The organism is Paenibacillus sp. FSL W8-0194, from assembly GCF_037969745.1.
Lineage (GTDB): Bacteria > Bacillota > Bacilli > Paenibacillales > Paenibacillaceae > Paenibacillus_AQ > Paenibacillus_AQ cookii.
Genome location: NZ_CP150205.1, coordinates 4,638,930 through 4,660,561, shown reverse-complemented (window position 1 = coordinate 4,660,561; position 21,632 = coordinate 4,638,930). Strand labels below are relative to the sequence as shown.

General features: G+C 50.5%; 23 protein-coding genes. 21 read left to right on the top strand and 2 right to left on the bottom strand.

All coding sequences use genetic code 11. The annotated features are described in order from the left end of the window. Positions 1-154 precede the first annotated feature (154 nt). The 15 genes from MKY58_RS21170 (at position 155) to MKY58_RS21100 (ending at position 12,893) form a co-directional block, all read left to right on the top strand. The gene (locus MKY58_RS21170) at positions 155-637 is read left to right on the top strand and encodes a hypothetical protein (protein ID WP_339321969.1); all 483 of its coding nucleotides are present in this window, start codon (positions 155-157) and stop codon (positions 635-637) included. Then, entirely contained in the window at positions 621-2,414 is a 1,794-nt protein-coding gene (locus MKY58_RS21165; RefSeq protein ID WP_339321968.1) for an ATP-binding cassette domain-containing protein, read from the top strand. Before MKY58_RS21170 ends, MKY58_RS21165 begins: the two co-directional genes overlap by 17 nt. After that, entirely contained in the window at positions 2,411-2,797 is a 387-nt protein-coding gene (locus tag MKY58_RS21160; RefSeq protein WP_339321967.1) for a hypothetical protein, read from the top strand. Before MKY58_RS21165 ends, MKY58_RS21160 begins: the two co-directional genes overlap by 4 nt. Continuing rightward, entirely contained in the window at positions 2,794-3,312 is a 519-nt protein-coding gene (locus tag MKY58_RS21155) for a MauE/DoxX family redox-associated membrane protein (RefSeq protein ID WP_339321966.1), read from the top strand. Before MKY58_RS21160 ends, MKY58_RS21155 begins: the two co-directional genes overlap by 4 nt. Then, entirely contained in the window at positions 3,305-3,721 is a 417-nt protein-coding gene (locus MKY58_RS21150) for a hypothetical protein (protein ID WP_339321965.1), read from the top strand. Before MKY58_RS21155 ends, MKY58_RS21150 begins: the two co-directional genes overlap by 8 nt. A gap of 12 nt (positions 3,722-3,733) precedes the next feature. After that, positions 3,734-4,144 carry a hypothetical protein gene (locus MKY58_RS21145; protein WP_339321964.1) on the top strand — a complete coding sequence of 137 codons (411 nt, stop codon included), beginning with the start codon at positions 3,734-3,736 and terminating at the stop codon, positions 4,142-4,144. A 478-nt stretch (positions 4,145-4,622) separates the two neighbouring features. Continuing rightward, on the top strand, positions 4,623-5,861 hold the full coding sequence (locus MKY58_RS21140; RefSeq protein WP_036708467.1) for a glycosyltransferase family 2 protein: 1,239 nt from the start codon (positions 4,623-4,625) through the stop codon (positions 5,859-5,861). Positions 5,862-6,131: 270 nt separating this feature from the next. Beyond that, on the top strand, positions 6,132-6,629 hold the full coding sequence (gene infC, locus MKY58_RS21135) for a translation initiation factor IF-3 (RefSeq protein ID WP_036708471.1): 498 nt from the start codon (positions 6,132-6,134) through the stop codon (positions 6,627-6,629). An 18-nt stretch (positions 6,630-6,647) separates the two neighbouring features. Further along, positions 6,648-6,848, top strand: a complete 201-nt coding sequence (rpmI, locus tag MKY58_RS21130; RefSeq protein ID WP_036708474.1) for a 50S ribosomal protein L35 — start codon at positions 6,648-6,650, stop codon at positions 6,846-6,848. Positions 6,849-6,878: 30 nt separating this feature from the next. Continuing rightward, positions 6,879-7,238, top strand: coding sequence for a 50S ribosomal protein L20 (rplT, locus tag MKY58_RS21125; RefSeq protein WP_036708477.1), 360 nt, complete (start codon positions 6,879-6,881; stop codon positions 7,236-7,238). A gap of 422 nt (positions 7,239-7,660) precedes the next feature. Then, a complete protein-coding gene (locus tag MKY58_RS21120) occupies positions 7,661-8,695 on the top strand; it encodes a BMP family ABC transporter substrate-binding protein (protein ID WP_339321963.1) in 1,035 nt (344 codons plus the stop codon). Between the two features lie 117 nt (positions 8,696-8,812). Beyond that, positions 8,813-10,348 carry an ABC transporter ATP-binding protein gene (locus tag MKY58_RS21115; protein ID WP_339321962.1) on the top strand — a complete coding sequence of 512 codons (1,536 nt, stop codon included), beginning with the start codon at positions 8,813-8,815 and terminating at the stop codon, positions 10,346-10,348. Then, complete coding sequence (locus MKY58_RS21110; protein ID WP_339321961.1) at positions 10,348-11,427, top strand: ABC transporter permease; 1,080 nt, start codon at positions 10,348-10,350, stop codon at positions 11,425-11,427. The genes MKY58_RS21115 and MKY58_RS21110 overlap by 1 nt, the downstream gene beginning before the upstream one ends. Beyond that, positions 11,428-12,390: an ABC transporter permease gene (locus tag MKY58_RS21105; RefSeq protein WP_339321960.1), complete on the top strand. Its 963-nt coding sequence runs from the start codon at positions 11,428-11,430 to the stop codon at positions 12,388-12,390. Between the two features lie 173 nt (positions 12,391-12,563). Further along, positions 12,564-12,893, top strand: coding sequence for a hypothetical protein (locus MKY58_RS21100; RefSeq protein ID WP_339321959.1), 330 nt, complete (start codon positions 12,564-12,566; stop codon positions 12,891-12,893). Positions 12,894-12,980: 87 nt separating this feature from the next. Here the strand turns inward: MKY58_RS21100 and MKY58_RS21095 are convergent, their stop codons facing one another. Continuing rightward, entirely contained in the window at positions 12,981-13,427 is a 447-nt protein-coding gene (locus tag MKY58_RS21095; protein WP_306433227.1) for a GNAT family N-acetyltransferase, read from the bottom strand. Between the two features lie 792 nt (positions 13,428-14,219). Here MKY58_RS21095 and ilvB point away from each other — a divergent pair. From ilvB to ilvC, 3 genes are all read left to right on the top strand, one after another. Then, entirely contained in the window at positions 14,220-15,965 is a 1,746-nt protein-coding gene (gene ilvB, locus MKY58_RS21090; protein ID WP_339321958.1) for a biosynthetic-type acetolactate synthase large subunit, read from the top strand. Between the two features lie 2 nt (positions 15,966-15,967). Next, positions 15,968-16,453 carry an acetolactate synthase small subunit gene (ilvN, locus tag MKY58_RS21085; protein WP_339321957.1) on the top strand — a complete coding sequence of 162 codons (486 nt, stop codon included), beginning with the start codon at positions 15,968-15,970 and terminating at the stop codon, positions 16,451-16,453. 141 nt (positions 16,454-16,594) lie between these two features. Continuing rightward, a complete protein-coding gene (gene ilvC, locus MKY58_RS21080; protein ID WP_036708497.1) occupies positions 16,595-17,587 on the top strand; it encodes a ketol-acid reductoisomerase in 993 nt (330 codons plus the stop codon). 125 nt (positions 17,588-17,712) lie between these two features. Here the strand turns inward: ilvC and MKY58_RS21075 are convergent, their stop codons facing one another. Then, the gene (locus MKY58_RS21075) at positions 17,713-18,693 is read right to left on the bottom strand and encodes an aldo/keto reductase (RefSeq protein ID WP_339325217.1); all 981 of its coding nucleotides are present in this window, start codon (positions 18,691-18,693) and stop codon (positions 17,713-17,715) included. 243 nt (positions 18,694-18,936) lie between these two features. On the opposite strand from MKY58_RS21075, the gene leuB reads away from it, so the two are divergent. The 3 genes from leuB (at position 18,937) to MKY58_RS21060 (ending at position 21,621) form a co-directional block, all read left to right on the top strand. Further along, positions 18,937-20,016, top strand: a complete 1,080-nt coding sequence (gene leuB, locus MKY58_RS21070) for a 3-isopropylmalate dehydrogenase (RefSeq protein WP_212949115.1) — start codon at positions 18,937-18,939, stop codon at positions 20,014-20,016. A 370-nt stretch (positions 20,017-20,386) separates the two neighbouring features. Further along, entirely contained in the window at positions 20,387-20,932 is a 546-nt protein-coding gene (locus MKY58_RS21065) for a peroxiredoxin (RefSeq protein WP_036708501.1), read from the top strand. A 281-nt stretch (positions 20,933-21,213) separates the two neighbouring features. After that, the gene (locus MKY58_RS21060) at positions 21,214-21,621 is read left to right on the top strand and encodes a hypothetical protein (protein ID WP_036708505.1); all 408 of its coding nucleotides are present in this window, start codon (positions 21,214-21,216) and stop codon (positions 21,619-21,621) included. Positions 21,622-21,632 lie beyond the last annotated feature (11 nt).

Here is a 21,632-nt window from a genome sequence, read left to right as displayed (position 1 = left end):
ACTATACCCCTTGCTACCAAAATGGTTCGATCCAGGTTTGGAAATACTGCAACTCCGAATGGGGAAATTGTTGCTAGTCATGTAGGCCATATCGACAGGTGCCCAAGGTTTTGGGCGCCTGTTTGATCCATGCTCCGGAAAGGGTGACGCGAACATGCAGGAACAAGAATATATGAAATTCCTTAAAAAGCGGACGATGGCGCCGATTCCGATCGGGGAGAACATGCCGACCCAGTTTGCGTTTGACCGAGCCGGGCACGAAGCCGCGATCGAATTCGGGCCAACCGGAACGGTAATCTTTTTTATGAGCAAAACTTGCGAAAAATGCGATTTTTCGCTGTTAAGCCAATATTCCGAAACCTTTCGTTTCAAAACGTACTTGTTTGTGGATGCCGACGACGATTTTGCGAGTGAGATTGCAAGAATGTACCCCGGGTTTGAAGTTTTCAAATCGGATCTGACCGTGTTGTTCAAGGAAATCAGAGTCGAAGCGGTTCCGCTGGTATATGCCGTCAATAAGGTAGGCCAAATCGTCGGAGGCGGGCTGTTCAATACTTACGAGAGTCTGACGCGCAAGATTTCGCCGCTGATCGAGGTGTTCGGTTCCGGGAGCATTTTGAATGAAAGCATTTCGTGAAGGCCTCGGATTGTTCGCCTTATCTTTTAAGGAAGTGTGGATCGCGGACAAAACCTATTTCTACTTCAACCTCCTGATGCTGATCGCGATTCCTTTCCAAATGAATGCTTCGATTTATCTCGGCTCCGCGCTGATCAACGATCTCTCTTCCCCGAACTTCGAGTTCGGCGGGGTTCTCCGGCTGATCGTTCTTATCGTCGGCATGGAACTGGCGGTAACGGTACTGGGTCAGCTTCAGCAAAAGTTCAACTTGGCGTTTACGGAAAAGTTCTCGCTTAGGCAAAAAACGAGATTGCTGGATTATTATTATTCGATCGATCTCGTGGAAAAGGAAAATCCGTCGTTTCACGGCAAGGCGCAATTCAATGAATTCGCGTTGTCCAAAATCGAAAGCAATTACCAATCGTTCCTGTCCTTGGCTTCGCTGCTGATCAGCATCTCCCTGTCTCTTTATTTGCTGCGGAATCTAAGTCCGGCTGCGATGATCTGTCTATTGGCGGTGTGCGTCGCTAGGGGCATTTTGGAGCTGAAAACGATCCGAAACCGAGTCGAAGTCACGAACGTCCTTCAAACTTCGCACCGTACGTACGGTTATTTGTATCAGTTGTTGAGCAATTTTACGGCACATAAGGAAATGATGGTAAACCAGGCATACCCGTTCTTTAAAAAGCTTTGGCTTGAAAGGAAACGGGAGGCCTTTGAGCTGCAATACGGCTTGGAAAAAAAGACAATCGTTTTCGTTACGTTAAGCAAGATCCTGTCGGGTTTGTTCAAACTCGGGCTTGCCGTCCTGATCATCTATTACATTTATAATAGAAAATTGACGATCGGCGATTACATGGCTGTCACGATGGCCGCGCCGCTGATCGAATCCAATATATTGAACCTGTTTAATCTTGGCGGAAAATTTTACGAGAATACCAGTTATCTCCGGCTGGCCGGGGACATGCTGTCTGCCGAAGGCGGAGACGCCGGTTCTCGGGGCAGCATCATCGACGATATCCAGTCGATCGAGGTCCGGAATCTCTCTTTTCGATATCCGAATCGAGCCGAAAATGCCTTAAACGGCATTCGCCTGTCGATCCGCAAAGGCGAAAAAATCGCCATCGTGGGCGACAACGCATCCGGAAAAACCACCCTTGTCAAGCTAATATTGGGGTTATATCCGCCTGAGCCCGGCAGCGTATTTTACAATCAAACGGATTTGAACGACATCCATCTGCCCTCGGTCTGGAGCCAGGTCAGCGCGGTGTTTCAGGATTTCTCGAAGTATGAACTCGACATTCGCCACAATATCGCGGCATCCGATCTGAAGGAGATCCACAACGACAAAAGGCTGTACGAACTCGCCGATGCGTTCGGCATCGCGAATATCATGCTTCCGGAGCGGGGCCTCGAAACGGAACTTGGCTACTTGACGGAGGATTCCATCAATCTCTCGGGAGGCCAGTGGCAAAGAATCGCGCTGGCAAGGGCGCTGTTCAAACAAGCTTCGCTCATCGTCTTGGACGAGCCTACTTCAGCCATCGATCCCAATAGCGAGCTGGAGCTGCTAAACCGTTTGCTGGACGCGTCCGGCGAAAAAACGCTAATCGTCATTACGCATCGTATCGGCATTGCGGCCAACGTGGACAAGATCGTCGTGATGCAAAACGGCGAAATCAAGGAAGTCGGAAGCCATTCGGAGCTCGTCCATGCCCAAGGCTATTATTTCGACATGTGGATGAAACAAAAAGAGCTGTACAACAAGCAGGAAATGGAGGTCGCTTACCCATGACCGATTTTGCTTCGGTCGTCGACTTTGAAGGCAATGAGATCCGCTTCACCGACGGCCGCCCCCAACTGTTTCTGTTCGTGTCTTTATTCTGCAACCATTGCGTCGAGTTTTTGCCGCAAATCAGCGTTCTCCGCAGCAAAATCCCCGAAATGGGACTCGTGCTGTTCTGCAACGGGGATGAAGAGGAGCACCGGGACCTGAAGGCCTATTTTCATTGGGACTTTCCGATCGTCTATTTGGAGCCGGAAGATGCGACGCTGACGTATGACGTTGAATCTTTCCCCTACATGATTTTGGTCAAAAACCGCCAAAAAGTGCTGGGAGCCTCTTTGACGGAGTGGGAGAAATACGAGGACCGGCTCGTTTCGGAGAGTTTGTTATGATCCTGTCTTCGATCGGTCAGTGCCTTTTGGTATTCGTATTTTGCATATCCGCCATTTCCAAAAGCCTGGATGTCGGCGAATTCAGGATCAGCATCCGGCAATTCGGCATCATAACCAACGAACGGGCGATCGCCGCGGCCGCTTACTTGTTTATTTTGGGCGAGTTTGCGGCATCCGTATTGATCGTGTTTGCTTTCGGCCGGGTCATTACGCTTGTCCTGACCATGGCGCTCATGACGACGTTTGTCGCCGCGCTGCTTAAAGTATCGTTCGAAAAAAAGACGGTGCACTGCAACTGTTTCGGACAGAGCCGCAAACCGACGAACAAGCTTTACGCCATCGGGCGCAATGTCGTCATAATCGTGCTCATCCTGTTTTGCTGGACGTTTCAGGCGAGCCCGCGCTTTTCTCTATCGGAAAACGTCATGATGTATGCCATTTTGGCGAATGTCTCGCTGTTCGCGGTCCTGATCAAGCAGTATTGGTATAAAAGGGGGATGGGGATTCATGCATGAAACGCTCCCATATGCGCTGAGCCTTGTCTCCTTGGGGCTGGCCGTTCTATTGATAGGGTACGTCAGGCGGGCCGCCGCCCTTGAAAAGCTGCTGAAAACCGGGGAGATGCTTTACAGGAACCAGGTGCCGGCAGCCGGTTTGGAAACGGCATTCGACATTATTTTTATCGACGCCGAATCCGAGCCCGAATTTTTGCGAAACCGGGCCGCGTACGATTCCGGCAGAATGGCCGTCGTGTTCTATCATGCCCCCGAATACCGCATGAATCTGTTTCGAAAAAAGTTGCCTGGCCATATGATCGTTTGCGGGGATGCAGGCAAAGAACTGGCACAGGCGCTGGACGTCCAAAAGTATCCTAGCCTGCTCAGGCTGAATTATTCCAAGGCATCGGTCAAAAAAATCATGTAAGGAGTGCGTTTCGTGAAACTTTCCTGTTTTATCGTCGATTATTGCGAAATGGTGCAGTCGGAACAAGGCATGAAGCTTAACCATTCTGCACCCGTCCCGTCCGTTCTCGTTGAAACCCTTCCTTACGTTTCGAATCTGCGGGTCGTTGTGCATCTTCAGGATTTGACCGTTAACGAATCGCTTGAAATCGAGCTGCAGCTGTACGACGACCAAGGGCAACTCATCGCCTTTACGGAGAGGAACCGGATCGTGGCCGGCAAGACGGAATTAAAGACCCATTGCACGCTTCAAACGGTCCACTGCAAAGAGGGAGAATTTTCAATCGTTTTGTTTAATCATGGACAACCTGTCTATAAATATACATATGCACTGGAATGCGAAGATAAAAATTTACATTTTTCGAAACTTCCGTCACTGCACTGATCGTGAGCGTTGTGGGACCATGAAGGGGAGCTCGGGTTTTTGAAATCTCGCCGCCCCTGATTCAAGGGTCCCTTTTGTTTGCGTTTTTTCCCGCTGCGATGCGCATATTTTCGAATTTTTGACTTCGCCTGAAGAAGCGATTAAAATGATTCAAGTACCCAAAAGTGGGTTAAAGAGGTAGTGGGTACCTTTTCTAATCATAAACTTTTGTTAAAAGTTCAAAAATAAGCAAAAACTAAGATAATTCATGATAAAGGGAGGTTAGTTGGGCAAATACATCTTGATTGACAATGTTTTTTGGCTTAAGCTCTTAAATGGCAATTTGACAATGAGCTGTCATATGGCCGACAATCAGTATACGTTTTTTGTTTTCGGATTTTAAAAATAACGGATGCCAGTACAAATATAAAAATGGCCGTTTAAAGCATCGAGAATAAAAAAGGGGTACAACTCAACAAGGATATGGGGGGTCAAGAGAGTGTTTGAAAAGATTATGATCGTTCTCCAAGTGTTTTTCGGGCTTGTAGGACTGTATCAGCTGGTCCTTTCCTTTTTCGGATGGTATCGCAAAAAAGAATCCAAATCGCATTCTCCGCAAAAAACTTTCGCTGTCATCGTCGCAGCGCACAATGAAGAAGAAGTGATCGGCGCATTGTTAGAAAATTTACAGAAGATGCGCTATCCAAGAGAAATGTACGATATTTTCGTGATTTGCGATAACTGTACCGACAATACGGTAGCAATCACCAACAGCTTTGAGGGCGTAACCGCCTGCGTCAGAAATAACCCGGACAAACGGGGCAAGGGCTATGCTCTCGAGTGGATGCTCGACAAGCTGTGGAAAATGCCGAAGTCGTATGACGCAGTTGTCGTTTTTGATGCCGACAATCTCGTCGACGTCGATTTCCTGCAATACATGAACGATGACTTGTGCAACGGCAAGCAGGTCATTCAAGGATACTTGGATACGAAAAACCCTAACGATTCCTGGATCAGTGCGTCGAACGCGATCAACTACTGGTTCTGTAACCGTTTATGGCAGCTTCCGAGATACAATCTTGGCCTCTCCAACTTCCTTGGCGGAACCGGGATGTGCTTCGAAAGCAAGCTTCTGAAGGAAATGGGCTGGGGCGCGACCAGCCTGGTCGAGGACTTGGAATTTACGGTACGCTGCATTCAGCGCAACGTATATCCGAAAATCAATTTCGACGCACGGGTGTACGACGAAAAGCCGTTGACGTTCAAAGCGTCGGCCAGACAGCGCCTGCGCTGGATGCAAGGCCACTTCGAGGTTACCCGGAAGTATATGTTCCCGCTGCTCAAACAGGGCATCAAGGAGCGCAGCTTGACGAAAATCGATGCGGCTCTGTACGTGTTCAACTCTTACAACTTCCTGATCGGGTTCCTGCTGACGATCATTTATTACATCAATTACATGCTTCCGACGGATCTGAACCTGATTTCGATTTACGGATACCTGCCTCTTTGGGTGTCGATTCCGTTCTCGATCTACGGGATCATGCAATGTCCGCTGGCCATGTATCTGGAAAAGGTGCCGTGGAAAACGTACCTCAGACTCGTGTTTTATCCGATTTTCCTGATTTCCTGGTGGCCGATCACGTTCTGGGCGTTCTTCACGCAAAACAACAAACAGTGGAGCCATACGAAGCATACTCGCGTGGTTCGTCTGGAAGAAGTGCAAAGCAAGCAGGGCTAAGGATGATTTATTGTTGTTGACAAAGGCTTGTCCTTTGTGGTACATTACTCAAGTACGTTAAAACAAAATGGATTTGCAAGCAGAGGCACCAGCTTCTCACCTGGCCGACGAAGGTTGGCGGGTCATGATCCGATGATTTATGAATGCAAAATTTCATGAAGAATTGATCATAGGGATGCTGGTCGTAGACACCGGTATCCCTTTTATTTTTGCTTTTGCAAAAGCATCACCATTCGAATTTGGAGGTGGACGGTTATTAGTAAGGATCATATGATTAATGAGGAAATTCGGGCGAAAGAGGTTCGTCTGGTCGGAGCTGACGGGGAACAGATCGGCATCAAGCCGATTCGGGAAGCTCTCCAGATGGCGGCGGATTTGAATCTGGATCTGGTGAACGTGGCGCCGCAGGCCAAGCCCCCGGTGTGCCGCATCATGGATTACGGCAAGTTCCGCTATGAGCAGCAAAAGAAAGAAAAAGAAGCCCGTAAGAATCAGAAAATCGTGGATATCAAAGAAGTATGGTTCCGAGCTAACATTGAGGAGCATGATTTCCAAACCAAGCTTCGCAATGTCGTCAAGTTTTTGAAAGAAGGCGACAAAGTGAAATGCTCCGTCCGTTTCCGCGGACGCGAGATCACTCACGCCAACATCGGCCAAAAGATTCTGGAACGCGTCAAAACGGAGGTTGCCGAACTTTCCGTCGTCGAACGCCAACCGAAATTGGAAGGCCGCAGTATGATTATGATTCTGGCTCCAAAAGCCCAATAGTCCTGAGGAGGAAGTACTATGCCTAAAATGAAAACACACAGCAGCTTGAAAGGCCGCTTCAAAGTAACTGGTTCCGGTAAAGTAACTCGTTACAAAGCTTACAAAAACCACTTGCTGTCCCACAAGTCCAAACGCGCTAAACGCGTGCTCGCCGGCAACCCGGTGATGGCTCCTGGAGACGTAAGACGTTTGAAGCAAGGCTTGGCTAACTTGAAATAGTTATAACACAATTTTGGGAGGTTTATTATTATGGCAAGAGTAAAAGGCGGATTCGTTGTTCGTCGTAGACATAAAAAAGTATTGAAACTTGCAAAAGGTTATTTCGGTTCCAAACACCGCATTTTTAAAACAGCTAACGAACAAGTGATGAAGTCTTTGGTATATGCATACCGTGACCGTCGCGCAACCAAGCGCAACATGCGCAGACTGTGGATCGTCCGGATCAATGCGGCTGCACGCATGAACGGCTTGTCCTACAACAAACTGATGCATGGTTTGAAATTGGCAGGCGTGGACATCAACCGCAAAATGCTGGCTGATCTCGCCGTGAACGACATCAACGCGTTCAACTCGATCGCAACCGTTGCGAAAGAAAAAATCAACGCGTAATTGTTTAACATTAAATGGAAAAACCGCCTTACGGCGGTTTTTTTTATGCTTCGAAATAAGCCGCTATGGGGCATTGTTTCTCTTGATGGCAGGAAACATGACGTGAATTTCGTGATGGAATGAGATAAAACCAAGGAATTACCCCTTATCGCTTATACATAACATGTATTTCGAGATAAATGTGACATGTGTTGGTATATTCAAAACTCTTAAAGCGCTTTCTTTTACTTTTATTCAAAAAAAGTTTTTTGAATCCGACGCAAATTTGCTGGATTTTGAGGATGCGAGATTGTATAATCTGAATGTAAAATGTCCACGTTTGAAACAAGCTCTCTATTTCTAATTGATAGGTGGTAAATTAATTGGTAGAAGGGATCTTGCGCAAATGATAGGGCAAAAAAATTTTAGGGGGACATACAGCAATGAAGAAAATGTTCAAATTGTCGCTGATCATGCTGCTCGCATTTTCAGTGGTACTCGCTGGCTGCGGCAAAAAGAATGAAGAGACAGGCGCAACCGGCAGCGAGCCTGCAGGCGACGCGAAGTCCAGCGTCAAAGTCGGCCTGGTTACCGACGTGGGCGGCGTAAACGACAAATCGTTTAACGAATCCGCTTGGGAAGCTCTCGATGCTTTGAAAAAAGACAAAGGCATCGAAGCTCAGTACTTGCAAAGTAAATCCAAAGAAGATTACGTTACGAATCTGAATAAATACGTTAAAGGCAAATACGATCTGACTTGGGGCATCGGTTTCGACCTCGGACAAGACATGAAAACCGTGGCGGACCAAAACCCTGACGCGCATTTGGCAATCATTGATGCTACTGTCGATTCCCCTAACGTTCGTTCCATCACGTTTGCCGAAAACGAAGGCGCATTCCTCGTGGGCGTCGTTGCAGGCAAAATGACGAAAACAGGCAAAGTCGGCTTCGTAGGCGGCTCCGAAATTCCTGTCATCAAACGTTTTGAAGCTGGTTTCAAAGCCGGCGTCAAAGCTGCGAACCCTAATGTCGAAGTCAAAATCAACTATACAGGCGCTTTCGACAAACCTGACCAAGGTAAAGCAGCGGCAGCAACGATGTACAACGACGGCGTAGACATTATTTTCCACGCATCCGGCGCTACGGGTACCGGCGTGTTCAACGAAGCGATCGCCCGCAACAAAGCCGGCGGCAGCAAAGTTTGGGTCATCGGCGTCGACAAAGACCAATCCCTTGAATTCGGAGATGACGTAACGTTGACTTCGATGGTTAAAGGCGTAACGACGGCTGTCGACAAAGTCACAAGAGAAGTGATCGACGGTCAATTCAAAGGCGGCTCCGAGGTTCTCGGCTTGAAAGAAAACGGCGTAGGTCTTGCGGACACTTCCAGCAAAAACGTTCCTGCAGACGTATTGAAAGCCGTTGACGAGTTCAAAGAGAAAATCATCAGCGGGGAAATCAAAGTCCCTGAAGAATAATACTGCCTGAGCTTACCATCTAAACGGATCCAAAGTTGCGAAACGACAAGGCTGGTTGTATAACTGGCCTTTTCTTTGCTTTTGGCCTGAAACCAAATCATGATAAAGGGTGATCTCATGGGTGCAGCGACCCCTGTCGTTGAGTTGAAGCAAATAACCAAACGCTTTCCCGGCATAGTTGCCAACGACTCTATCAGCTTAAAGCTGCATAAGGGAGAAATTCATGCATTGCTCGGCGAAAATGGCGCGGGCAAGTCCACGCTCATGAATATCGTTTTCGGATTGTACCAGCCGGACGAAGGAAGCATCGAAGTAAACGGCAAACCTGTCATTATCGACAGCCCGAACAAAGCGATCGAACTCGGGATCGGGATGGTGCATCAGCACTTTAAGCTCGTCCAGCCGTTTACCGTGACCGAAAATATCGTGCTGGGCATGGAGCCGAAAAAAATGGGGTTCCAGCTGGACTACAAAACTTCGGTCGCCAAGATCCAGAAGCTGTCGGATCAGTACGGGCTGAAGGTAAATCCGCATGCCAAAATCCAAGATATTTCCGTCGGGATGCAGCAGCGCGTCGAAATTTTGAAGACGCTTTACCGCGGAGCGGATATCCTTATTTTTGACGAGCCTACCGCCGTTTTAACCCCGCAAGAGATCAACGATCTGATGGGGATCATGAAACGTCTCGTCGAAGAGGGAAAATCGATTATTCTCATTACGCATAAATTGAAGGAAATCATGCAGATTTCCGATAATGTGACCATTATTCGCCGCGGCAAGGTCATTGATACCGTCAAAACCTCGGAGACGAATCCGAATGAGCTTGCGGAGAAAATGGTCGGACGGAGCGTTTCTTTTAAAGTGAACAAAAAGCCGGCTTCGCCGAAGCAAAACGTTCTCGAAGTGCAAAATTTGACGATGAAAAACAAAGAGGGCGTTTCCGTGCTGAACGGCTTGAATTTGAACGTTCGTGCGGGTGAAATCCTCGGGATTGCCGGCGTCGACGGCAACGGACAAAGCGAGCTGATCGAAGCGATCACCGGGCTGTGCCAGGTCGACAGCGGCATCATTATGCTCAACGGCAAGGACATCACGAACAAAAGTCCGCGCTTCATTACGGAAAGCGGCGTGTCCCATATTCCGGAGGACCGTCATAAACACGGGCTTGTCCTTGATTTTTCGATGAGCGAAAACATGGTGTTGGAGACGTATTACAAGCCGCCGTATAACAAAGCCGGGTTTTTGAGCAAAAAGGAAATCGACAAGCAGGCGAAACGACTGATCGAGGCGTTTGACGTCAGAACGCCGAGCATCGAGACGAAAGCCCGTTCCTTGTCGGGCGGTAACCAGCAAAAAGCGATTATAGCCCGGGAAATAGATAAAAATCCGGATCTGCTGATTGCTGCCCAGCCGACCCGCGGTTTGGACGTGGGCGCGATCGAATTCGTGCAAAAACAGCTGGTTGCCCAGCGCGACCAAGGCAAAGCCGTATTGCTGATTTCTTTCGAGCTGGATGAAATCATGAACGTTTCCGACCGGATTGCCGTCATCTACGAAGGCCAAATCGTGGGCGAAGTATTGCCTGAGGAAACCAACGATCAGGAGCTGGGTCTCATGATGGCGGGCAGCAAGAAATCGGGAGGGAAAGCATAATGAGCAAATTGTTTAAGATTTTTTCCGTGAACAGCCTCCTGGTGCCGCTTGTGGCCGTTGTTTTGGGTCTGATCGTCGGGGCGATCATTATGCTGATCGGCGGTTATGATCCGCTGCTCGCATACGGTTCCCTGTTTAAAACCGTTTTTGGCAACGTTTATGATTTCGGGGAAACGATCCGCGAAATCACGCCGTTGATCATGACGGGGCTTGCCGTCGCGTTTGCATTCCGGGCAGGCCTGTTTAATATCGGCGCCGAAGGGCAATACATCGTCGGCATGACGGCTGCCACGGCGGTGGGCATTAAGCTGTCGGGCTTGCCGATCGTGGTGCATGCGCTTGTAGCCATCATTGCAGGCGGCCTTGCCGGCGGCATTTGGGCCGGCATTACCGGCTACTTGAAAGCGAAACGCGGCGTCAACGAGGTTATTATTTCCATCATGCTGAACTGGACGGCGCTGTACTTCAGCAACTACATCGTGCGTAACTTCCTTCTCGAAAAAGGCCAGCAACGATCCGAGGAAATTAAGGATACCGCATCCATTTCCATCGGCTGGTTGTCTACGGCTTTTGACAATGCGCGCATGCATTGGGGCACGATCATCGCCATTTTGGCAGCCGTATTCTTTTTTATCTATATGTGGAAAAGCAAGCAAGGATACGAGCTCCGGGCCGTCGGCCATAACGGGCATGCTGCCCAATATGCGGGCATGAGCGTAAAAAAGAATATCGTCAAAGCGATGTTTATCAGCGGCGTGTTTGCCGGTTTGGGCGGAGCGTTCCAGGTATTGGGCGTATTCCACTATCAAGCGATTTTCACCGGATCTCCGGGAATCGGCTTTGACGGCATTGCCGTCGCATTGATCGGATTAAACCATCCATTCGGCATTTTGTTGTCCGCATCGTTGTTCGGCATATTGACATATGGTTCGGCGGGCATGAGCTTCGGGGCGGAAGTACCGCCCGAAATCATCCGGATCGTCATCGGTTCGATCATATTCTTTATTGCCGCACAGGGCATCGTGCGCTGGGTTCTTAAGCCCTTCTATCTTAAGCGCAAGAAAGAGAAGGTGTTGTAAATGGATTGGATGACAACAATTGGCCAGCTGATTAATACGACGCTTGTTTTTTCTACCGCGCTCATTTTTGCCGCATTGGGAGGCATCTTCTCTGAACGTTCCGGCGTCATCAACATCGGGATTGAAGGCTTTATGACCTTTGGCGCGTTTGCCGCCGGCGTGGCGTCGTTTTATGCCGAGGATGCCGGCATGGGCGCAGCTTCGCCGTATATCGGCATTTTGGCCGCGCTGGTCATGGGTGCCATCGCTTCCTTGATTCATGCCGTCGCATCGATCACGTTTAAGGCGGATCAGGTCATCAGCGGCGTCGTCATTAACTTTTTGGCTGCAGGAAGCACGCTGTACATGGTGAAGCTCTTGTTTGAAGGGGCAGGCGAAACGACGCTGCTCAAGGAAGGGCTCGCGAAGGTGCCGATTCCGCTGCTGTCGGATATTCCGATTATCGGGGAAGGGCTGTTCAACAACTATATCACGACCTATTTGGCGATCATTTTGGTGCTGGTCGTATTTTACGTGCTGTACAAAACATCGTTCGGCCTGCGTCTCCGCGCCGTCGGCGAACATCCGAGCGCCGCGGACACCGTTGGCGTCAAAGTGCTGCGGATGCGCTACATCGGCGTGATCGTCAGCGGCGTTTTGGCGGCGCTCGGCGGGGCGACCGTTACGTTGACGACGACCAATACGTTTTCGCATAATACGATTTCCGGCCAAGGTTTTATCGCGATCGCCGCGATGATCTTCGGGAAGTGGAATCCGCTGGGCGCTTTTGGGGCCGCCGTATTTTTTGGCTTTTCGCAAGCGATCGGGAACTACTTCCAGCTGTTTGCTTGGTCGAAGGAAATTCCTCAGGAATTTATCTACATGCTTCCTTACGTGTTGACGGTTATCGTGCTTGTCGCCGCGGTCGGAAGATCTTCCGCTCCGGCTTCGCTCGGGGAACCGTACGATCCGGGGAAACGGTAAAACGTTATATGCAAGTGAAACCAAAAGGCTGCATTCCAATGGAATGCGGCCTTTTTGCGCCGGAATTTCCGGCGGAATAGGCACCAAACTTGACGGTATACCGGGCTATGGAACAAGCGGAGGGGGGGCAGGCGGAATAGACTGCCATTGAACACATTTGGAGGAGGGATCTTATGCAGCAGACTGTTACCCGTAAACAAGCGCAAAAGCTGATCGGTCAACATATAGTGGCTGTCAAAAAAGACGGCAACTTGGTTACAGGCAAACTTCTTCGGATATCAGGAAACCGTCTGATTCTCGGGCGGAGCAAAGGTGAAAAAGTGCAAACAAAGGCGATCATTCCGCTTGTATTGTTCGATCTTTTGGCCATCGGTACGGCTCCTTATGCAGGATATTACGGCGGAGGGTATGGATACGGACCTTACGGGGTTCCGGGATACGGATACGGACCTTATCCGGGAGGTTACCCGGCAGGATATCCTGGAGCGTTCGGATTTTTCTAAAAGAGAAATAAGAGAACAGTGCACTGAAAAAAGTGCAAACATGATTTGAACGACCGTAGGGTTCTGTTTGATAGGATCTTAGACCAGTCAAAGCTTCTTTTCAAGTTCATGGCATTGGTTCAGCGTGTGATACCGCACCGTAACATAACCTAGCTTCCGGTAAAAAGATAAGCCGCTGGCGTTACCAGCATCGACCATCACTTTCGACCGGGTGCACCCGCGTGACGCCGCAAATTTTTCGGCATGCACCATCAGCATATTGCCCCATCTTTTGCGCTGCGATTCGGGTGTGACGGCCAGCATATCGATGTAAAGCAGATTGCCGTGCAATATGAAATGGACGAATCCAAGCGGATCATCCTCATAGCGTTGGCAGGCGATTAGGGTAATGCCGCGGCTGAGTCTTTTTGGGATTTCTTTGCGAACGGTTTCGATCTGGGACGGAGACAAATGCGAGATGGGGACAAGCTGGGAATCGATTAACCGCATAATGAACGCATCGTCTTGTTTCGGTCTCCGATAGCGGATCATCATGTCTGACCTCCCTTCAAACTGGGCTTCTTCGAAGATGAATTTATGTCATCATATGAGTGAAGCCGACATCCGGTGTACGCTCCTTCCCGGGGGCGATTTTTCATTTTTTTAGAAATATGGGTATTGACTTTTAAGTTCGTGGGATCATATAATGTGTCTAAACATTTTAACGAACATAAAGCAACGGCAATGAAGAGGACGAAGTTTAAAGGGCTCTTTTGCTCAGAGAGTGTGAGGAATTGCTGCAACCTCCACCAAAATCCCTTTTATACGAGCTCACCTCGGAGCTGTTCTCCTGAAACGCGTTAAAGCCTATTAGGGAGAATCGTAGGGTCCACGTTACGGACTTAAGGTATGGGAACGGCTGGTGATGATTAAGTTATGGCCCTGATCCCGTTACCTGGTGAGGCTGACATCGCGAGATGTTTGGCAAATATGGGTGGTACCACGGAAGCGCAACCTTTCGTCCCTCACGCAGATGGAATTCTGTGTGGAGGGCGGAAGGTTTTTTTGTTTTTCGGATATCGGAATGAAATGAGCACCCAAGCAATGGCAGCCCGAAGATCCTAAGGCAAACCTCCCGGCACGCATAACCTTTCTTTCGTGAAAGTACGTCGAACAGACGTTTTTCTTAGATGCGAATCAATTTCATAAGGTTCAAAAGGCAGCAATGAAACGATGTGTAGGCCAGTCAACGTTTTGAATCTATAGATCGTCACCATTGAACTGCCGATGATGTTTTGAAATTGACTCATGTCACATGTATGTAAATTTTGAGGAGGAGGATGACTGATGAGCGCGCAAATTCCTGAAGTGCGGTCTACAGAACAATTACGTGAGAAATGGATGAAGTCGGAAGTCATTACCGGCTCGGAAATATTGCTTCGCAGCCTTTTGCTTGAAGGCGTCGAGTGTGTTTTCGGATATCCAGGCGGGGCAGTGCTTTACATTTACGATGCGATGTATGGATACGAGGATTTCAAACATGTGCTGACTCGTCATGAGCAGGGAGCGATCCACGCGGCTGACGGTTATGCAAGGGCCAGCGGCAAGGTCGGCGTATGTATCGCAACGTCCGGACCGGGGGCGACGAATCTGGTCACAGGAATTGCCACCGCTTATATGGATTCCGTTCCTCTGGTTGTCATTACCGGCAACGTGGCAACGTCCTTGATCGGAACCGATGCCTTCCAGGAAGCGGACATTACCGGCATCACGATGCCGATCACGAAGCACAGTTACCTGGTCAGGGACGTCAAGGATCTGCCGCGGATTATCCACGAAGCCTTCCACATCGCTTCGACGGGACGCAAAGGTCCGGTCCTGATCGACATTCCGAAGGATGTTTCAGCAGCGCTGACTTTGTTTGAGCCCAGCAGTAACGCGGTAAATCTTCGCGGTTACAACCCGCGGATGGTGCCGAACAAACTTCAGCTGGACAAATTGGTGCAGGCGATTGCCGAAGCGGAGCGTCCGCTAATCCTTGCAGGAGGCGGCGTCATTTACTCCGGAGGCCATGAAGCGCTGTACGAATTCGTCAAACGGACCGAAATTCCGATCACGACGACCCTGCTGGGACTCGGCGCTTTCCCGAGCGGCCATGAGCTTTGGACCGGGATGCCGGGCATGCACGGAACGTACACGTCGAACATGGCGATCCAAAAGTCGGATTTGCTGATCAACATCGGGGCGCGTTTCGATGACCGGGTAACGGGCAACCTGAACGGGTTCGCTCCGAATGCCAAAATCGTGCACATCGACATCGACCCGGCGGAAATCGGGAAAAACGTTCCAACGGACATTCCGATCGTCGGCGACGTCAAAACCGTTCTGGAAATGCTCAATTCGGAAGTGAAACGCGCGGACAAAGCGGACGAATGGAGAGCGTGGATCCGGGAATCCAAAGCGGAGAAGCCTTTTAGCTATCAGGATTCCGACACAGTGCTGAAACCGCAGTGGGTCATCGAAATGCTGAACGAAACGACAAAAGGCGAAGCGATCGTGACAACCGACGTCGGCCAGCACCAAATGTGGGCGGCGCAATATTACAAATTCAGCCAGCCGCGTTCGATGATCACCTCCGGCGGCCTCGGAACGATGGGCTTCGGATTGCCTTCGGCGATCGGCGCCCAGATGGCGCAGCCGGATCGCCTGGTCATCTCGATCAACGGAGACGGCGGCATGCAGATGTGCTCCCAGGAGCTGGCAATCTGCGCGATCAACAACATTCCGGTCAAAATCGTGATTATCAACAACCAGGTGCTCGGCATGGTTCGCCAGTGGCAGGAATTGATATACGACAACCGCTACAGCCATATCGATCTGGAAGGAAGCCCGGATTTCGTCAAACTGGCTGAAGCATACGGCGTGAAGGGACTCCGGGCGACGAACAAGGAAGAAGCCCGCCAAGCTTGGGCGGAATCGCTTGAAACGCCGGGACCCGTCGTTGTCGAGTTTGTGGTCAGCAAGGGTGAAAACGTGTATCCGATGGTAACTCAAGGCTCGACCATTGATCAAATGCTGATGGGAGATGCATAAATATGAGTACGAGACATACCATTGCCGTTCTAGTAAATGACCAACCGGGCGTATTGCAAAGAGTTTCCGGACTTTTCGGCAGACGCGGATTCAATATCGAAAGCATCACGGTGGGGCAATCGGAAGAACCCGGGCTCTCCCGCATGGTCATCGTAACGATTGGCGACGAACACACCTTGGAGCAGATCGAAAAGCAGCTGTATAAGCTGATCGACGTTATTAAAGTAGTCGATCTCAGCTCTAATCCGATGGTGGCAAGGGAACTGGCCCTGATCAAGGTAAACGCCGAACCGTCGGAGCGCCCCGAAATCATGGGCGTGGTCGAAACCTTCCGGGCTTCGGTCGTCGATATCGGCAGCCATAATTTGATGGTGCAGGTGGTGGGGGATACCACCAAAATCGACGCGATGATCGAACTGTTGAAGCCTTACGGCATCCGCGAGCTTTCCCGCACGGGAGTCACCGCGATGATTCGCGGAAACGTATAATTATTCACGAGTATCATATGCATACCGCCCGCCGGAGAGCGGGGGTTTGAAGGGATCATGCCTGGCGGCAATACGGCGGAGGTCTCTTGAAACACCCGCTCTTCATAAGGGTTCTTTTAAAAACAAAGGAGGATTTATACAATGGCAGTGACGACTTATTATGAACAGGATGCAGAACTCAGCGTATTGAAAGGGAAAACGGTTGCCGTCATCGGGTACGGAAGCCAAGGCCATGCCCAAGCGCAAAACCTCCGCGACAGCGGCGTGAAAGTCATTATCGGACTTCGCGAAGGCAAATCCTTCGATAAAGCGAAAAACGACGGCTTTGAAGTATATTCCGTTGCCGAAGCGACAAGCAAAGCGGACATCGTACAAATCCTGATGCCGGACGAAACTCAAGCCTCGGTTTACAAAAACGACATCGAACCAAACCTGAAAAAAGGCGCAGCTTTGATGTTCTCCCACGGCTTTAACGTTCACTTCGGACAAATCGTGGCTCCTAAAGACGCGGACGTGCTTTTGGTAGCTCCTAAATCGCCGGGCCACATGGTTCGCCGCACGTACGTCGAAGGTTTCGGCGTGCCTGGCCTGATCGCCATCGAACAAGACGCTACCGGACAAGCCAAGCAAATCGGCCTTGCTTATGCCAAAGGCATCGGCTGTACCCGCGCAGGGGTTATCGAAACTTCGTTCCGCGAAGAAACCGAAACCGACCTGTTCGGCGAGCAAGCCGTACTTTGCGGCGGCGTAACCGCCCTGATCAAAGCCGGCTTCGAAACGCTGGTGGAAGCGGGTTATGCTCCTGAAATGGCATACTTCGAATGCTTGCATGAAATGAAGCTGATCGTCGACATGATCTATGAAGGCGGCATGGCCAACATGCGCGACTCTATCTCCAACACCGCTGAATACGGCGATTACGTGACTGGACCTCGCATCGTGACCGACGAAACGAAAAAAGCGATGAAAGAAGTGCTCGCGGACATCCAGCAAGGCAAATTCGCGCGCGACTTCATCCTGGAGAACCAATCCAACCGCGCATTCCTCAATGCGACCCGCCGCAACGAAGCAAACCATCCGATCGAAATCGTTGGTTCCCAGCTGCGCGAAATGATGCATTGGATCAAGAAATAATTAAACTTATACCCATCATCAGCTTATTCCCGGAAGGGGAAAGCGCACCTTGCGATCATAAAAAAAGCAGACCGCCAAACGGCGGACTGCTTTTTTTGCTGATTACGGGTTCATCAATGGCCGGCTTACCACGCGTATGCTTCCGGAGCTTCGCCGCCCGGTCCCGGGAAGATTTCATCCAGGCGCTTCAAGATGGCTTCGTCCAGCTTCAAGTCGATCACGCGCAGCGAGCTTTCGAGCTGCTCCAGCGTCCGCGGCCCGATAATCGGCGCGGTGACGGCCGGATGGGTAAGCAGCCAAGCCAACGCGACGTTGTCCTGCGGCTCGCCGATTTCGCTGCACAGCTCGGCAAAAGCTTCCAACTGCGCGCGGTGTTTTTCGATTTTGTTCGGATTGCCGCCGCTGCGAGTGCCCTCCAGCTTTTTCAGCGCATTGCGTCCCAGCATGCCCCCGTCGAGCGGGCTCCAGGGGATGACCCCGAGCCCCATCGCTTTGGCTGCGGGCAGCACCTCAAGCTCCGGCAGGCGGCAGTTCAAATTATATTTATGCTGCTCGGCGACAAGGCCAAGGAAGCGGCGGTTTTGCGCTTTGCCCTGCGCCTCGGCAATTTGCCAGCCGGCGAAGTTGCTGGAACCGACGTATCCGATTTTCCCTTGCGATACGGCAAGCTCGAATGCGCCCCAGAGTTCGTCCCAAGATACGTTGCGGTCGATATGATGCATTTGGTACAACTCGATATGGTCGGTCTGCAGACGTTTCAGCGAACCTTCCAGATGCCTGCGGATTTTGTATGCGGACAAGCCTTCCGTTCCGTTCGGCCCGTCGGCGGGATCATGCATATTGCCGTGAACCTTCGTCGCCAGGACGACCTTTTCGCGGCGTCCGCCTCCTTGCGCAAACCAGCGGCCGATGATCGTTTCCGTGAGCCCGGCGTTTTGCCCCCAGCCGTAAATGTTTGCCGTATCAAAAAACTGGATTCCCGCATCGAGGGCAGCATCCATGATGCGGAACGCCTCTTTTTCGTCCGTCGCCGGTCCGAAATTCATCGTCCCAAGGCATAAGCGGCTGACCTTCAGCCCTGATTTGCCGAGATAGGTATATTGCAACATCGTTCAACTCCTTCAGCGTGAATTTGGGTCTATACGATACCATTGTAGCCCGATCGCGAAGGAATAGGAATGTCGGAAATTACGATGGATGGCGAATCGGTTGCTCCTGCAGCAGCTTATAGGAAAATACTATAAAGGTGATAGATTCTATATCTTGGTCAATGCCCCGCGGAATATGATACAACAGTAGATAAGAATAGTGATCAGTGAGTGAAGGAACCAGAAGGAGTGACGGAAACCATGCCAGAAGTGAAGAAAATTGCCGTGATCAGCGGGGACGGAATCGGACCGGAGGTCGTAGCCGAAGCCGAGAAGGTGCTTAAACGTACGGAAGAGTTGTTTGGTTATTCGTTTGAAACGGAACACGCTCTGTTCGGCGGGATTGCGATTGACGAGAAAGGAACGCCTCTTCCGGAGGAAACGCTGGCGGTGTGCAAAAATGCCGACGCGGTGCTTCTCGGCGCCGTGGGCGGACCGAAATGGGACAGCAACCCGAAGGAACTGCGGCCGGAAACGGGTTTGCTCGGAATCCGCAAAGCGCTCGGATTGTTTTCCAATCTTCGTCCGGCGGTTGTGTTCGATTGCCTGAAGGATGCCTCGACGCTGAAACCGGAAGTGCTTGAAGGCACGGATTTGATGGTCGTTCGCGAATTGACCGGCGGAATTTATTTCGGAGATAAATTCAGACGCCAAGGCGAACACGGGGAAGAAGCGGTCGATACCTGCGTGTACAACGTGGCCGAAGTGGAGCGCATCGTTCGCCAAGCCTTCGAAATCGCCCAGAAACGCCGCAAAAAGCTCGCTTCCGTCGACAAAGCCAACGTCCTGGAAACCTCTCGCCTGTGGCGGGAAGTCGTCATCCGCGTTGCGGCGGATTACCCGGACGTGGAGCTGGAACACGTGCTCGTCGACAACTGCGCGATGCAGCTGCTCCGCCGTCCGGCAAGCTTCGACGTCATCGTGACGGAGAACATGTTCGGCGATATTTTGAGCGATGAGGCAGCGATGCTTACGGGCTCCATCGGCATGCTGGCTTCCGCATCGATGGGCGAAGGGGCGTTCGGTTTGTACGAGCCGGTGCACGGTTCCGCGCCGGACATCGCCGGACAGAATCTGGCGAACCCGATCGCGACGATTTTGTCCTTGGCGATGATGCTTCGCCTGACCTTCGGTTATGCCGACGCGGCGGACGCCATTGAAGCGGCGGTAGCGAAGGTTCTGAACGACGGCCATCGCACAAGCGACATTGCCGTGGACAAGAGCAAAGCCATCGGCACCCGCGAGATGGGCGATCTGATCGTGGCAGCGATGAAGAAATAATTTAAAGCTTAACCGGGCTGCAACAAAACCAAACGGGCGTCGCCTTTATGAGGCGGTGTCCGTTTTGCCGTATATCGGGAAACCCTAAGGAGCACCCTTAAAAATAAGTGCAAAAAATAAGGTGCAGATAAAGACATATATAATAGGAAGCTTTTGTTCACGAAATCGTTCTGTTTATAATTATTATAAATAAATAACGAATATAATCTTGACTTTGAAATGGGCGGATGATAACATTTTAAATGTAGGTTCCGCCGGGATCGCACATACTTTGAAACAAGAAAAACATATGTTTTTCTTTCATATAGAACAGGGGAGAGCTTTCGCCGTCCGGCTGTTCTATAGATATCATAAAGGAGGATTTTTAAACATGGCAGAACGTTTAGTAGGTAAACCAGCTCCCGATTTCACGATGGAAACCGTACTTGGTGACGGTTCCGATTTCAGTAAAGTCAGCCTGTCCGACTACCGCGGCAAATGGCTCGTATTTTTCTTCTATCCTTTGGACTTCACTTTCGTGTGCCCAACGGAAATCACGGCTCTGAGCGAAGCCGCTTCCCAATTCAGAGCGCTTGACGCTGAAATCCTCGGCGTAAGCACGGACTCGATCCACAGCCACAAAGCTTGGATCAACACGCCAACAGACGCTAACGGTCTCGGCAAAATCAACTTCCCGCTGGCTTCGGACATCACAAGATCCGTTTCGAAAGACTACGGCGTATACATCGAAGAAGAAGGCGTAGCGCTGCGCGGCCTCTTCATCATCAACCCTGAAGGCGAACTGAAATATCAAGTGGTGAACCACAACGATATCGGCCGCAGCGTTGAAGAAACATTGCGCGTATTGCAAGCTCTGCAATCCGGCGGACTGTGCGCAATGAACTGGAAACCAGGCGACAAAAACCTTGTTGTCTAATTCAGTTTTAACATAAGACAAGCCCCCTTTGCCAAGCCTAAGGATGAACCTTATGCCGGCAACGGGGGCTTTTTATACCTGTCGGCGAAAAACGGCGACTGTGCGTCAAAAGCACGAGATCCGGCGCGACCTAGGCCTTTATTCCGATTTTTGCCTTAAATCCGGCCTGGGGTTGCAGGATTTTTATCCGGCCGCATCGAACTGAAAAAAAGGAATCGACATAAATAAAAGCGAATACATTAATGAGGAATGCGGCGGAATCAAGAGGAGGGTGAACTGGCATGAGTTATTGCTGCGGAGCGAGTATGGTTGGAACGAAGGGAACGTTGAAGCATTACCGCACCCAAGTCCATAATGTTCCCCTGCTGTTCTGTCCCGTGTGCCACCGGGTTGAAGTTCATTATAAAGTCGAAAACGAATATGAAATTTTAGCTGAATATGCGCATGGAGACGGGACGGCGGAGATTGATTTCCAGGATTACGTCGTGGAGGACGATGAGGCCATCTTCGAAAACGTCGTCAACTGCGAAAAGGAGGATCCGAAAGACATCGTACAAAGCCAGATCGATATGGCACTGGACCTGCTGACCATCGCCAAACAGATGAAGGACGAGAAATGGGAGGGCGAATTAAAGAGACGATTGGCCGTGATGAGCCAGCGAAGATTGCGGCTGCAGCATAAGGCATAAAAACATGATAC